The sequence below is a fragment of the Actinoplanes sp. GCM10030250 genome (assembly GCF_042666575.1).
Classification (GTDB): Bacteria; Actinomycetota; Actinomycetes; order Mycobacteriales; family Micromonosporaceae; genus Actinoplanes.
The window spans coordinates 60033-73054 of record NZ_JBHTDO010000011.1; the positions used below are offsets into that span (position 1 = coordinate 60033).

Below are 13022 nucleotides of genomic sequence, written 5' to 3' on the forward strand. Positions count from 1 at the left end.
AAGGGGATAAAGGAGTGTTACCGGACCGCGCCGGCGGTCATTCCGGCGCGGATGTGCCTCTGAAACGCGACGTAGGCGACGAGCACCGGCAGCATGGCGATGGTCAAGCCGGCGAACAGACCGCTCCAGTCGCTGCGGTACCCCTGGCTGACCGACAGGGCGGCCAGACCCTGCGCCAGGACGTACCGGTCCGGGTCGGGATTGAGGACCAGCGGGAGCAGATACTGGTTCCAGAGCCCGAGGAAATTGAAGATGCCGACCGCCACCAGACCGGGGCGGGCCAGCGGGAGCATGACGCGGAAGAAGACCGCGGCGTGCGAGCAACCGTCGAGGATCGCCGCTTCCGCGACCTCGTTGGGCAGATTACGGAAAAAGGCGTGCAGGAAGAAAACCGTGAAGGGTACGGCGTAAGCCGTATAGACGAGGATGAGTCCCGGATAGGTGCCGAGGAGTCCGAGTTGCTGCACCACGAAGAAGAGCGGCACGAGCGCCAGGAACACCGGGAAGAACATCGCCGCGACGAACGTGTAATAGATCAGCCGGTTGCCCCGGAACTGATACCTGGCCAGGGCGTAGGCCACGAGTGAACCCAGCAGCATGGTCAGCACCAGCGCGGCACCGACGACGATCACGCTGTTCAGGAAGTACCTGCCGATGTTCGCCGCGGTCCAGGCCCGGACCCAGTTCTCGAAATGCGGCTCGGCCGGCGGCGCCCACGGGTGGTTGAGGATCTCGTCATCGGTCTTCAATGAGCTGACCACCGCCCAGAGCAGCGGCAACGCGGTGACCACGGCCCAGGCGAACATGGCGAGGTGCGGTAGTGGATTCGGCCGGCTCCGCGGAGGGACGGCCTCCTCCGATTGCAACGGCGGACGTTCCAGCAGCGCGGTCATGCCATCTCCACCTGTTCACGACGGCCCCAGCGCAGCGCGAAGACCGCGAGAGTCAGCGCGGCGAAGAACAGCGCCACCCCCATCGCCGTGGCGTAACCGAACTTCCCGTAGGTGAAGGCGGTCCGATAGAGCGACAGCCCGACCACCTCGGTCGCGCCGTCCGGCCCGCCCGGGCCGACCGTCATCACCTGGACCAGCACGAACCCGTCCAGCGCCGCGATGCCGAGATAGACGAACGCCACCTGGACGCTCTCCCGGACCAGCGGCAGCGTGACACCGCGGAACGTGGACCACTTGCCGGCACCGTCCAGCACCGCGGCCTCGAACAGCTCCTTCGGGATGCCGTCGATCGCCGCGCTGAACAGCACCACGTAGAAACCGACGGACGACCAGACGATGACCGCCATCACCGAGATCAGCGCCAGCGACGGCTCGGCCAGCCAGCTGCGGGCCGCGCCGTCCAGCCCGATCGCCCGCAGGCCCGAGTTGAGCAGGCCGGTGTTCGGGTTGTAGACGAAGCCCCAGAGCACCGCGATGATCACCAGCGAAAGCATCTGCGGGAAGAAATAAACGATCTGGTACGCGGACGCGCCGCGGATCGGCCGCCGGCCCTGAAGCATGCTCGCCAGGAACAGGGCCAGCGCGATCGTGGCGGCCGGTACGACGACCAGCATCACCGCGTTGTTGCGTACCGCGTCCAGGAAGAGCGAGTCGCCGCCGAGGCGGACGAAGTTGTCCGCCCCGACGTAGTGCGCCTCGCCGGCCACCCCGGTCCAGTCCGTCAGCGACAGGTAGAACGCCTGCGCGTACGGCGAGAGCACGAAGACGACGTGCAGCAGCAGCGCCGGCACCAGCGCGGCGAGCAGGAACCGCCACCGGCCGTGTCGCATCAGCGTGTGTACTTCTTGACGGTGGAGTCCTTGGCCAGAGCGTCGGACGCCTTCTGGATCCGGGTCGACCAGTCCGCGACGCTGATCCGGCGGTTGACGAGTTCCCCCGTGGCATCGTCGATCGCCTTGGCCAGGGGCGCGTACCACGTACGGAATCGGTAGTTGAAAGCGTTGCTGCCCGCGGCCGTGACCGCCTCGCCCACCGAGCTCAGCCCACTGGAGAGCGTGAGCCCCTCGGTGGCGCCCGCCACCGACGGCAGCGTGCTGTTGGCCTGCGCGAACGCCGTCGCCGATTCCTTCGAGAAGAGAATCCGCAGGTACTCCAGCCCACCCGCGACGTTCTTCGCCTTCGACGGCACGAGGTAGGACTCGCTGCTCGCGGCCTGCACCGCGGTGACCGGCAGCTTGTCGGCGCTCGACGCCGACGGCACCGTGCCCATGACCATGTCGAAGCCCGCCGGTGCGACGCCCTTCTGCTCGCTCTCCAGCCAGGAACCGCACGGGATGAACGCGGCCTTCTTCTGGCACCAGGCGGCCTGCGCCTCGGTGTGCGACAGCGCCTCCGAGCCGGACAGGAGATAGCCCTTGCCGGCCAGCTCGGCGAACGCCTCGGCGGCCTGGGTCAGTCCCGGCTGCTTCCAGGCGTCCGGCGCGAGGTTGTCGACCGCCTTGACCAGGTCCAGGCCACCGATCTTGGCGGCCAGGGTGAGCAGCGGGTCGTTGATGTACTCCGGGTATTTGCCCTGGTAGGTCCAGGGTGCGATGCCGGCCTTCTTGATCGTCTCGCAGAGTGTGAGCATTTCCGCCCAGCTCTTCGGGTACGCCCAGCCGCGCTCGGCGAAGAGCGACTTGGAGTACCAGACGCCCCAGACGGTGTAGGTGAAGTTCAACGTCACCGTGCTGCCGTCGAACGTGCCGTCCTCGATCACGCCGGGCAGCAGCGTGTCGCGTACCTTCTTGCCGGGCTGGTCGAAGGCCGGCGCGTCGAGCAGTTCGGCCAGGTCGCTGACCTGCTTCGCGCCCACGAGCGTGGCGATGTCGAGGCGGCCCGCGCCGGTGTTGTCCACCACGTCCGGCGGGTCGTTCGACACGAAGCGGGGCTGGATGGCCTCGCCGACCTTCTGCAGTCCCTTGTGGTCGATCTTGGCGGCCGGGTACTTCTCGGTGTACTTCTGCTCCGCCTTGATCGCGTACTCGTCGCCGTACCCGCCCTTGAAGACGACGACCTCGAGAGGCGCGTCGGGCTTGACCCCCAGGGGGTTGTCGGCGCTCTTGGCGCCACCGGCGGTCGCGGCCGGCGCCTCGTCGTCGGAGGCCGTCACGCACGCGCCGAGCAGGGGTGCGCTCACCGCGGCGATTCCGGCCGTTCTGAGCAGGGTTCTCCGCGTGGAGTACGGTCTGGGAAGGGATTCAGGGTTCATCTACGGCTCTCATTTCCCTATGCGGTACGCCGGATGCGCCCGGCGTACCGCGCCTCGAGTTCTGCGTTGTGTTCCTTGCCGCCGGGCACGTTGTCCGACAGATAGACCGGCGGGGTGACCCCCGCCGCGAGCAGACGAGCGACCACCTCGGTGACGATCTGCTGGGCCAGCAGCGCCGCGGTGATCGAGGAGACGGCACCGACAGCGCCACCGCCGGGCAGCGCCAGGGTCGCGTCTCCGTAGGGCGCCCCGTTGTCCAGCACGACGTCGGCGATGTCGCCGAGCTTGCGGCCGCTCGGATGGCGCGACGCCACCCCGGCCGAGTGCTCCGCCGACGTGATCGCGATCAGCGGGTGGCCGCGCTCCTTGACCAGCAGCGCCATCTCCACGACGGCACCGTTGATGCCGGAGTTGGAGGCGATGACGAACGCGTCGTCGGGCTTGACCGGTGCGAGTTGGTAAAGCTTGTGGGCGATCTCCGGGTTGCGCTCGACGGTCGGGTCGGCGAGCGCCTCGAGGGGCTCACCGCCGTAGAGGACGATGTCGCGCAGGGCGATCCGGTTCGTGGGGACGAGGCCGCCGGCCCGTCCGGCGATCTCCATGGCCAGGGCTTCGGAGTGGCCGCAGCCGAAGGCCTGGATCACGCCGCCGTTGCGGACGGTCTCGGTCAGGAGGTCGGCCGCGCGATCCTTCTCGGCCTGCTGGCCGCGGCCGATCCGGCTGACCACCTCTTCGATGCGGTGCAGATAGTCCCCGCTGGTGAGGCTCACAGTGTTCCTTTCTCCGGCCGGCGCGTTCGCGGCCTGGTGCTTCACGGTTTGTCCCGGTCCGGGCGGCGTTTGCGGGTCGGCATCTTCTCCGGGAGCCGGTGCGCGTCCACGGCGCGGACGGTCAGCTCCAGGGCCTCGGCGGTGCGCTCGTAGGTGCGCTGTGCCACCGCGACGTAGATCAGGTCCAGGACGAGCAGCTGTGAGTGCAGGGCGGAGAGCGCAGCCAGCCGGAACGTCGTCTCCAGCACGCTCGTCGTGAAGACGACGTCGGCGACCTCGGCGAGCGGCGAGCGGTTGAAGCTGGTCACCGCGACGGTGAGCGCGCCGTGGTCGGCCGCCTCGGCGAGCGTCTCTATCACCTCGCGGGTCCGGCCGGAGTGCGACAGCCCGATCGCGACGTCGCCCGGCAGCAGCAGCGCGGCGTTGGTCAGCGCGGTGTGGCTGTCCTGCCGGTGCCAGACCGGCACCCGGATCCGCTCCAGCCGGAACGCCATCTCGCGCGCCGCGGTGCCGCTGCTCCCGAAGCCGAACAGCTCGACCCGCTGCGCGCCGGCGATCGCCGCGGACACCCGATCGATCGCGGTCACGTCCAGCCCGGCGGCGGTGCTCTGGATCGCCCGGGTGTCCGCCGCGGCGACCACACCGAGCACCTGCTCCAGCGAATCCTCCGGGGTGATGTCCCCGCTGATGTCGGTCTCCCAGCGGGCCTGCTCGGCCCGCCCGGTCTCGGTGGCGACGGCGACACGAAGGCTCGCGTAGCCCTTGAAGCCCAGCGTGCGGCTGAACCGGGTGACCGTCGCCGTCGACGTCCCGGAGCGCTCCGCGAGATCCACGATGCTGGCGTGGGCCGCGGTCTCCGGGTCGGCCAGGATCGCCTCCGCGATCCGGCTCAGCGCTTCCGGCATCTGCGGTCCCTCGATGCGCAGCCGCCCCAGCAGCCCGCCACTCTCACCCGTCATCGGTGGTCATCCTTTTCATCAGTTACCTATGCCGATGAAAATTACGACCGTCTTCGCGCCTAGTCAACAATGAATTTCTGTGTTTCGATCTCGCCATGGATCTCGTGGTGGGTGTGGACGCCGGCGGGACGACCTCCCGGGCGGTGGTCGCCACCCTGGCCGGAGCGGTCGTTGGCCGTGGCCGGGCCGGACCCGGCAACCTGTTCGCCGCCGGTCCGAGCGCGGCTGCCTCGATCGCGGACGCGCTGCGCCAAGCGTTGTCCGGTGTGGACCCGCGGGCGGTGGCCGGTGGGGTGCTGGGCCTGGCGGGCAGCGGGGTCTGTGCTGATCCGGCGATCACGGCGGCGCTCGGTGCCGCCTGGGAGTCGGCCGGGTTGAACTGCCCTCGGACTGTTGTGGGTGACGCGATCACCGCCTTCGCGGGCGGGACCAGTGCGCCGTCCGGTGCGGTGGTCATTGCCGGGACCGGTGCGGTGGCGGCGCGCATCGAGAACCATTCGATCGTGCGGGTGGCGGATGGGCTCGGCTGGCTCCTCGGTGACGAGGGGTCAGGTCACTGGCTCGGTATGCGGGCTCTGCGTGCGGCCGTTCACTCGTGGCCGTCGCCGTTCGCCGCGGTGGTGGCTGAGCAGACGGGGGTCGGCGACCGTGATCAGTTGATCCTTTGGGCTCAGGGGTTGCCGCATGCGCGGATCGCCGCTCTTGCGCCGGTGGTCTGCCATCTGGCCCGTGCGGGTGATCCTCACGCGGCCACCATCGTCAGTGAAGCGGTGCGCGCGCTCACGGCCACCCTCGACGCCGTCAGTCCGGGTGGTGTCGTGGTCTTGGCCGGTGGTCTCCTCACTGCTGAGACGCCGGTGCGGGACGGTCTGCTCGCGGTGCTCAACCAGCGCGGATATCCGGTGCTGACCAGCGGCGATCCCGCTGCGGCGGCTGCCTGGCTGGCCGTCCGCGAGTTGCCGGGCACCGATGCTGAGACCGCACACACCGCCCTGCTTGCTGCCGCCTAACGCCCGCCGCCGGCCCGTTGCCTTCAGCCCTGCTTGCTGACGCCCGACGCCCGCCGCCGCCCCCCGGATGCTGATCGGCTCGGCACGGGAGCGGGTATCTTCGGCGAATGAGAACGGTGACCAGGCAGTTCGCCCTTCTGCGGGCGGATCTTGACGGTGCCGTCTGCCCGGTCCCCGAGGAGATCGCCGAGGTGCTGCGCGGGCGGGAGTCCGTTCCTGTCGTGCTGGAGCACCGGGTCCAGGGCCTCACGGCGACCAGGGAGGTCTTCGAGGCGCCACTGGGTCAGCACGTCGGGTGGCAGTTCAGCGGGATCACCTGGCCGGAGGACATCCAGCCGGGAGTGCTTGTCACCCTCTCCTGGCGTGCCGCGAAGGACGAGGTGCTGATCAGAACCGCCGTGCTCGACGAGCCGATGGGAGTCGACGGCGTCGAGTATTTCCATGAGTACGACGCCAGGGCCGTCACCCGCGAGTTCGATCCGGGCCGGTCGAACCGGGGTCAGGTGCTGAGCGTGGTGCGCCGGCAGGGCCGGGTCTTCGACGACGGCAGTGCGGTGTTCCCCGAGGCGGACCTCGCCGCGAGAGCCGGGCTCGGCCGAGGCGCCAAGGGAAAGTTCCTGCTGGTCAACGCCGTCGACCAGCTGATCCGGGAGGGCTTCGTGACCCGGGTGACCGGCAGTGTCGACGCGGACGGGCAGCCGTCCTATCCGGCGGTGGCCGGCGAGGAACCCGTCGAGATGCTCTTCTACGCACCGCTTGTCGAGCCACTACCGCACGCGAGTGACCGTCGCGACCACTGGGTGAGCGGCTTCATCCGCAAGCTGCCGCCCGGCGCCCAGCCCTCGGAGAAGCAGCTCGCCGCGCACCGCCGGGCGGTGGAGAACGAGCAACTCGCCGAGGACTCCCTGGCCCCCGGTTACACCTTCGTCAAAAAGCACCATCGGAACGGCTGATCTCCACCTCTGCCGGGCTCGGCGCTGGCTGGCCCTCGTCGCGGGCCAGGAACAGCAATCCGCTGCAGAGCACAAGGAGCCCAGCGACGGCCACGATCGCCGCGATGATCCACAGTGGGCGGCGGCTCGGTCGTGCGGCGGAAACAACCGATGTCGCGCCGGGCGCAAACGGCGCGGCGGGTGTGACCGGAGGCGGGCCCGGCATCTCGACATCCTCGGCGGCAGCCTGGGCGATGATTGACGGATCGCCGAGCCGCTCGAGGATCTCGAGGACGTTGTGCTCGGTCTCGTCCGGCAGCTCGGCACGGTCGGACGCGATGTGCTCGCGGAGGTCGCGGATCAGCTCGTCGCGCCGCTCCGGCGGCAGCCCCGCCGTCGCCCGCGACACCTCGGCCAGATAGTCCTTGACCAGCGAATCGTTGTGATCGGTCATCACTGCTCCGTTCCCAGGATCCGGTCCACACCAGAGCGGAAGGACGTCCACTGCACCCGGAACGTGTCCAGGGCGACCCTGCCCGCCGGTGTCAGCGAGTAATAGCGGCGCGGGGGGCCGTTCGTCGACTCACGCCAGTCGCTGGCGATCCGCCCGGCTCGGCGCAGGCGGGAGAGCAACGGGTACATCGCGCCCTCGCTGGTGGTCAGCTGCAACTCGGAGCTGACCCGCCGGACCAGCTCCATGCTGTACATCTCCCGCTCGACGAGCAGGCCGAGAACGCAGTACTCCAGGGTGCCGCGCAGCAGCGCGGTGGTGGACGGCTCGTCACTCACGTCACGCATAGTACCTTGCACTGCAAGGGTGAAGAAAACGTCAGGCGGGACCTGACAAATCAAGATCGTCAGGCGTAGCCTGACGCGCATGTCGAACCGTGACGATGTGTGGACCCAGATTGACGCCGACTCGCCCTACACCGACGACGCCCGTGCTCGGGTGGTGCTCGCCTCGATCGCGCGCGAGCTCTCCGACCACACCCGGTCGTTCGTCACCGCCGACGGCCGTCCGCAGGTCACCATGGTCGAGGAGGCGTCACGAGCGGTAGCCAACGCGGAGCGGATGCTCGCCGCGGCCGTCGTCACGTGCCGCGCGGCGGGCATCTCCTGGAAGGACATCGGGGAGTCACTGGGAGTGACGAAGCAGACGGTCCAGGGCCGCTTTACCGGTGCCGTCGAGCAGTGGGAGTACGCCCTGGCCCGCCCCGAGCGGCTGCCGCACGGCGCGAAGTTCACCGCCGCCGTCGCCGCCGAACTCGACGGCTGGGCCGTCCGGCACCGCGAGTCGCACCAGTTCGTCTCGCGCGAGCACCCGAACGCCCCCCTCTCCGGAGGCCTGCGCCGGATGGGCCCGTTCGAGGAGCAGCTCGACATCAGCAGCCGCCGCCGGCGCCTCCTGGAGGAACACATCTTCCCCGCCGCCCAGCTGGCCCCCCTCTACGACCGCGAGGCTGTCCTGCACGACCGCCTGGCCGGCGCCGGTGTCGACGCCGCCAACAACCGGGCCGCCGCGGACAAGGCGCGCGCCCGTGCCGAGGAATGCCGCGAGCACCTGGCCAAGGAATACCCGCCCCTGACGATCGAGACGGCCGCCGGCCCGCGCATCGCCGCGACCTGGGAGACGAACGTCGGCAAATACCGCTGCCCGGTCTGCCCCACCCTCAGCAGCACCACGGCCGATGCGATCCGGCACGCCCAGATCGGACACGAACTCCCGGTCCCCCCGAGCCGCTGACCCGTCCGCTTCGCCTGACCATGGTCGCCCTGTTTCCGGTTTGTTCCCCCGGAAACGGGCGCGCGTCGGAGTCAACCTCTGGACATCGTCCCCACCTGATGACGACCATGAACAGGACACCGAGGTCGTGCCGGATCTTCATCGCTCCGCTGATCAGGAAGGACGAGCCGACATGACCGGATTCGCCGCCCGCATCCGTCGCGCCACCATGGTCGAGCATCGCGAAGCCGAGAACAGAACGTTCATCTCACGCCTGATGGCCGGCAAAGTCCCCCTGGCCGGTTTCGCCGCACTGACCGCCCAGTATTTGGTGATCTACACCGAACTGGAAGCGGCCGCCGCAGTGATGCGCGACAACGAGGCAGCCGCACCCTTCGCCGATCCGGCCCTGTCCCGGGTGCCCTCCCTGGAGTCGGACCTGGCCAACCTCTACGGCCCCGACTGGCGCTCCACCGTTCCCACCCTCGCCTCCACGCAGCGTTATGCCGAGCGGCTCCGCTCCTTCTGCCACACCTCGCCCGGCCACTTCGTAGCCCACCACTACGTCCGCTACCTGGGCGACCTCAGCGGCGGCCAGCTGATCGGCCGAACCCTGTCCGAGAAGTACGGCCTGGACCGCTCCGCAACCTCCTTCTACCGTTTCGACCAGATCCCAGATCCCCGCGCCTATAAGACGGCCTACCGCGCGAAGCTCGACACCTTGGCTCTCCCCGAGCCCGAACTGACCGCCGCCGTAGCCGAAGCCCAGCTCGCCTTCACCCTCAACGGCGCCATCTTCCAAGAACTCGGCACCGCCCACCCCCACGACCTGGCCCCCGCCGCCTGACCCCACCCTCAGCTGGCCTTGAGCGGCGCCCCAACGGCCGCGAGGCACCCCTGGGCGCCAGCCGCGTGTCTCGGCTGGCGTTGAGCGGTGTCGAATTGCCCGCGAGGCACCTCTGAGGGCCAGCCGCGTGTTTCGGCTGGCGTTGAGCGGTGTCGAATTGCCCGCGAGGCACCTCTGAGGGCCAGCCGCGTGTCTCGGCTGGCGTTGAGCGGTGTCGAAATGGCCGTGAAGCACCTCTGAGGGCCAGCCGTGCGCTTCGGCTGGCTTCAGGAGGTGAGGGCGGTCAGATCTTGGAGGAGTTCGGAGGCGGCGATCGGGTCGAGGCGGCTCAGGGGGAGGCGGCCCTTGCTGTTACGGGACCAGCGGGTGCTGGTGCCGTCGTGGAGGTAAATCTCGGTGAGTTTCTGGTCGGGGAAGTGGTCCAGGCCGCCGATGGCGATGCCGGGCTCGAGTTCGATGGCGATCTCCAGGCCGGGGGCGAGGTGGAGTTCCATGCGGTTCTGCATGCCGGCGTCCTGGGGGGCCTCGCGTTGCCAGCCGTGGCGTTCGAGGCCGATGACCTTGGTGGTGGGGAGGGTGATGTTTTCGAAGCGGGTCAGCCGGTCGCCTGTTTTCTCCTGCGGGGTGAGAGCGAAGACGGGGCGGGCCAGCTGCGGGAACGGCTGGAGGATCTCGTAGTCGGCGAAGAGTTCGGCCCAGCGGGGCACGGTGTCGCCGAGGTGGAGCGGGTGTGCGACGCCGACGATCGCATCGTCCGGGAGGGTGGTGGTTTCGTCGTCCACCGTGGAGAGCGAACGGTCCTCGGCAACCCGGAAGCTGCCGGTCACCGCGGCAGAGTCGTAGGTGGACCAGACCAGGCGGCGGACCACGTGCCACAGCAGCGGGTGGGCGACGAAGAGCTGCCGGAACTCCGCGCCGGTCCAGCGGCGGCCGGTCACCATGGCGCGTTCCAGGCGGCGGACCTGGTCGGTGGCGACCGTGCGGACGTCCTTCTTCAGGGCGGTGAACTGTTTGTAGGCCGCGGCGGCGAGTTCGGCGTTGTCGCGGGCGCCCGGCTTGGGCAGGGCCTTGAGTTGCTTGCCGGTGCTGTCGGTGACGTAGGGCCGGAGCTGCTCGTCGAAGCCGACGACGAACTGGCGGGGGCCGTAGTCGAGGTGGAGGCTGCCGTCGGGTGCGAGGCCGAAGTCGGGGACCAGGCGGTCGGCGAGTTGGTCGGCGCTGAGCCCGAGGGTGGCAGCGACCTCGGTCATCTTCAGCTCTGCCGCTGACTTGAGCCCCTTGAACTTGGCTCGCTGGGCGATGCTGTGCAGGTGCATGAGGGCGACGTCGCTGCCGATCGCGGCGAGGATCTCGACGCCGGTGACAGCCCTGGCGTGGCCGCCCTCGCCGGGCCAGGCCAGGATCAGCGGGGTGAGGCGGCGGACGGTCTCGTCGTCCCCGAGCAGACCCAGCGCGGCGAGGGCCCAGTTTTCCTTGGCGTCGGTGCCGGAGGACTGCCAGCGTTGGAAGACGGCCCAGGCGAACTCGGCGAGGTCGGCCGGTTCGCAGAGTTGCCTGACGATTTCCAGGCCGGCCCACGGCTCGTCGAGCTTGGAGATCGACAGGATGGTGAGCACGTGGCCGACCGCGTCGGTGGGAAGGGCACCTGAACCGTCCCGCAGGTGCACCGGCGGCAGAGCGGCCGGAACCGCCCAGGCGGGAGTGGGTGGCATCTTGGCCGGCAGCACGGTGAGCGGATCGGTGGCCAGCAGGGACGCGATCGCCGCCGCGGCGACCGGACCATACGGCTGGGCGGCCTCGGTGGCCGCGGACGCGGGCAGGGTCAACAGGGCCTGTTCGGCCTGGCGGCGGCCGGTGCCGGCTTTGCCGAGGGCGGGCGGCACCAGGGCCCGGGCCGCCTCGGCGGGATGCCGCTGGAACCACGTGGTGGCGACGCGGCGCAGGTTTTTGCGCCGGATCAGCCAGTCGGTCATCAGGAGGGCGATTTCCGGTGACGCGAACGGCAGGAGCAGCGTGGCCAGGTCGGGCAGAGCGCGCTGCGCCATGGTGAGGACCGCCGGCAGCGCGTCGAGTTCGAACCGGGCCGCGACGACCCGCATCCACAGCTCGGCCCGCCACGTCTCGTTGAGGCGCCAGTGGGGGAGGAGCGGACGGGCCAGCTCCTCGGGAGCGTCGGCGAAGAACTCGAACGCCTCGAACCACTTCTCCGTGCCGGCGGTGATCGACGCGGCGATGCTCGGCCAGTCGCGGTCACCATCGCTGTACCGCGGGAAGGACGTGGTGCGCCACGCCTCGCGCTCGGCCGGCAGCCAGCTCACTGTCGCCGGATCGGAGCAGACCAGGTCAGGGACCACGACGGGCTTGACCGGAGTGGGGCGGTGCAGCCACGGCGGGTCGGTCAGCAGCGGTGGCAACGCGGACGCGGGAGCGACGGTCATCGATGCAGTGTCCTGGATGATCCGCTCCACGCGTGCGGCGGCCTCGGGGCTCAGCTCGGGCAGGATCTGTGCGGCCGGCTCGCGATGGGTCAGCACGAGGCCGGGGAGCAGGTCGAGGGCCGAGGTGCCTTCCGCGAGGATCCGCAGGGCGCGGGCGGGATCGAACTCGGCCGCCTTGAGCAGGGCGGCCGAGACGTGTTTGCCGTCGGCGCGCTCGGCGAGCCCGCGCACGGCCTCGTCGCTGGGGAGCGCGGCGAGGATCGAGAGCAGGCGCTGCCTGAGCTCGGTGGTGCCGGCGGACTCGTCGAGCCAGTGCAGCAGCGCCGGAACCGCGGCCGTGCCGACGCCGTCGACGAGCGTGGTCAGCATCGCCATCGAGTTGATCACCAGGTAGGCGTGGGCGACCGGCATGAGAGCCGCCACCTGTGCCCCGGTGCCGGCGGCGGCGAGCAGGACGGCCGCGCGGTAGGCGTCGTTGTCGGCGACGGCGGACGCGACATCCTGCTCGACCCACTCCCGCTCGGTCGGCACGAGCGCCGAGACGGCGAAACTGGCATAGCGATGGGTATCGCGATAGGGCGTCAGAGCGGCAATCACCTGCGCGAACTCGTCATCCGGGACGGTCGCCAGCGCCTCGCGCACCCGCAGCATGATCTCGGCCGGGACGTCGAGGAGCCAGGCGTTGCGAGCCTCGTCCGGGCGCATGGGACGGATCCCGTAACGGGTGTCGGGGCCCGAATATCGGTGGAAGTCGTCGATGATCGTCATCGTCATGACGGTGACCGCCGCCTCGGCTGCGAAGCGCACACCCCGCTCGGCGATCCACACGTCGGCGAAGGCGGAGGCTCTGCCCCGGTCGTGGTGGCCGCCCGCCATCGTCGCGGCCGCGGCACCCGCGCCGAACGGTGTGGCGGCGGGGTCGCCGTCGAGCCACTGCCGCGCGGCGATGCGGGTGGGCTCGCTGGTGGTGGGCGCGGCGAGGATCGTCTGCGGCCGGCGGCGCTGGATGAGCTCGTCGACGGTCTGACGAGCTTTCGGCCCGGGCGTGAACCGCGGCACCCCCACACTGTCGCGCCGGGCGACGCGATGCCGATTCCAGGCCGAGGGGAAGACGAAGTCACCATCCATGCCCCGAGACG

General features: G+C 69.8%; 12 protein-coding genes. 4 read left to right on the forward strand and 8 right to left on the reverse strand.

Going from position 1 to position 13022, the window contains the following annotated elements; all coding sequences use genetic code 11:
• Positions 1-17: 17 nt before the first annotated feature.
• The 5 genes from ACFQV6_RS16465 to ACFQV6_RS16485 form a co-directional block, all read right to left on the reverse strand.
• Positions 18-893 (reverse strand): carbohydrate ABC transporter permease, encoded by an 876-nt coding sequence (locus ACFQV6_RS16465; RefSeq protein WP_378028355.1) that lies wholly within the window; start codon positions 891-893, stop codon positions 18-20.
• The gene (locus ACFQV6_RS16470; RefSeq protein ID WP_378028356.1) at positions 890-1783 is read right to left on the reverse strand and encodes a carbohydrate ABC transporter permease; all 894 of its coding nucleotides are present in this window, start codon (positions 1781-1783) and stop codon (positions 890-892) included. Before ACFQV6_RS16470 ends, ACFQV6_RS16465 begins: the two co-directional genes overlap by 4 nt.
• Positions 1783-3132: an N-acetylglucosamine/diacetylchitobiose ABC transporter substrate-binding protein gene (gene ngcE, locus ACFQV6_RS16475; RefSeq protein WP_378028357.1), complete on the reverse strand. Its 1350-nt coding sequence runs from the start codon at positions 3130-3132 to the stop codon at positions 1783-1785. Before ngcE ends, ACFQV6_RS16470 begins: the two co-directional genes overlap by 1 nt.
• 89 nt (positions 3133-3221) lie before the next feature.
• Entirely contained in the window at positions 3222-3950 is a 729-nt protein-coding gene (locus tag ACFQV6_RS16480) for a sugar isomerase domain-containing protein (RefSeq protein WP_378028490.1), read from the reverse strand.
• Between the two features lie 65 nt (positions 3951-4015).
• Positions 4016-4933, reverse strand: a complete 918-nt coding sequence (locus ACFQV6_RS16485) for a MurR/RpiR family transcriptional regulator (RefSeq protein WP_378028358.1) — start codon at positions 4931-4933, stop codon at positions 4016-4018.
• Between the two features lie 95 nt (positions 4934-5028).
• On the opposite strand from ACFQV6_RS16485, the gene ACFQV6_RS16490 reads away from it, so the two are divergent.
• Positions 5029-5943, forward strand: a complete 915-nt coding sequence (locus tag ACFQV6_RS16490; RefSeq protein ID WP_378028359.1) for an N-acetylglucosamine kinase — start codon at positions 5029-5031, stop codon at positions 5941-5943.
• 107 nt (positions 5944-6050) lie between these two features.
• Positions 6051-6896: a hypothetical protein gene (locus ACFQV6_RS16495; protein WP_378028360.1), complete on the forward strand. Its 846-nt coding sequence runs from the start codon at positions 6051-6053 to the stop codon at positions 6894-6896.
• On the opposite strand, the gene ACFQV6_RS16500 is transcribed toward ACFQV6_RS16495, so the two are convergent.
• Both ACFQV6_RS16500 and ACFQV6_RS16505 read right to left on the reverse strand, forming a co-directional pair.
• On the reverse strand, positions 6871-7329 hold the full coding sequence (locus ACFQV6_RS16500; protein WP_378028361.1) for a hypothetical protein: 459 nt from the start codon (positions 7327-7329) through the stop codon (positions 6871-6873). The two genes, ACFQV6_RS16495 and ACFQV6_RS16500, sit on opposite strands and share 26 nt — an antisense overlap.
• Entirely contained in the window at positions 7329-7673 is a 345-nt protein-coding gene (locus tag ACFQV6_RS16505; RefSeq protein ID WP_378028362.1) for a PadR family transcriptional regulator, read from the reverse strand. Before ACFQV6_RS16505 ends, ACFQV6_RS16500 begins: the two co-directional genes overlap by 1 nt.
• A 79-nt stretch (positions 7674-7752) precedes the next feature.
• Between ACFQV6_RS16505 and ACFQV6_RS16510 the strand changes: the two genes are divergently transcribed.
• Positions 7753-8619: a hypothetical protein gene (locus ACFQV6_RS16510; protein WP_378028363.1), complete on the forward strand. Its 867-nt coding sequence runs from the start codon at positions 7753-7755 to the stop codon at positions 8617-8619.
• A gap of 172 nt (positions 8620-8791) precedes the next feature.
• Positions 8792-9445, forward strand: a complete 654-nt coding sequence (locus ACFQV6_RS16515; RefSeq protein ID WP_378028364.1) for a heme oxygenase (biliverdin-producing) — start codon at positions 8792-8794, stop codon at positions 9443-9445.
• 266 nt (positions 9446-9711) lie between these two features.
• Here the strand turns inward: ACFQV6_RS16515 and ACFQV6_RS16520 are convergent, their stop codons facing one another.
• Complete coding sequence (locus ACFQV6_RS16520) at positions 9712-13011, reverse strand: DUF4132 domain-containing protein (RefSeq protein ID WP_378028365.1); 3300 nt, start codon at positions 13009-13011, stop codon at positions 9712-9714.
• Between the last annotated feature and the right edge of the window lie 11 nt (positions 13012-13022).

Excerpts from the sequence above, each read along its gene's own strand:
- ACFQV6_RS16495 (WP_378028360.1), top strand. The coding sequence starts at position 6,051 with ATGAGAACGGTGACCAGGCAGTTCGCCCTTCTGCGGGCGGATCTTGAC.
- ACFQV6_RS16470 (WP_378028356.1), bottom strand. The coding sequence starts at position 1,783 with ATGCGACACGGCCGGTGGCGGTTCCTGCTCGCCGCGCTGGTGCCGGCG.
- ACFQV6_RS16500 (WP_378028361.1), bottom strand. The coding sequence starts at position 7,329 with ATGACCGATCACAACGATTCGCTGGTCAAGGACTATCTGGCCGAGGTG.
- ACFQV6_RS16485 (WP_378028358.1), bottom strand. The coding sequence starts at position 4,933 with ATGACGGGTGAGAGTGGCGGGCTGCTGGGGCGGCTGCGCATCGAGGGA.
- ACFQV6_RS16490 (WP_378028359.1), top strand. The coding sequence starts at position 5,029 with ATGGATCTCGTGGTGGGTGTGGACGCCGGCGGGACGACCTCCCGGGCG.
- ACFQV6_RS16505 (WP_378028362.1), bottom strand. The coding sequence starts at position 7,673 with ATGCGTGACGTGAGTGACGAGCCGTCCACCACCGCGCTGCTGCGCGGC.
- ACFQV6_RS16510 (WP_378028363.1), top strand. The coding sequence starts at position 7,753 with ATGTCGAACCGTGACGATGTGTGGACCCAGATTGACGCCGACTCGCCC.
- ACFQV6_RS16520 (WP_378028365.1), bottom strand. The coding sequence starts at position 13,011 with ATGGATGGTGACTTCGTCTTCCCCTCGGCCTGGAATCGGCATCGCGTC.
- ACFQV6_RS16465 (WP_378028355.1), bottom strand. The coding sequence starts at position 893 with ATGACCGCGCTGCTGGAACGTCCGCCGTTGCAATCGGAGGAGGCCGTC.
- ACFQV6_RS16515 (WP_378028364.1), top strand. The coding sequence starts at position 8,792 with ATGACCGGATTCGCCGCCCGCATCCGTCGCGCCACCATGGTCGAGCAT.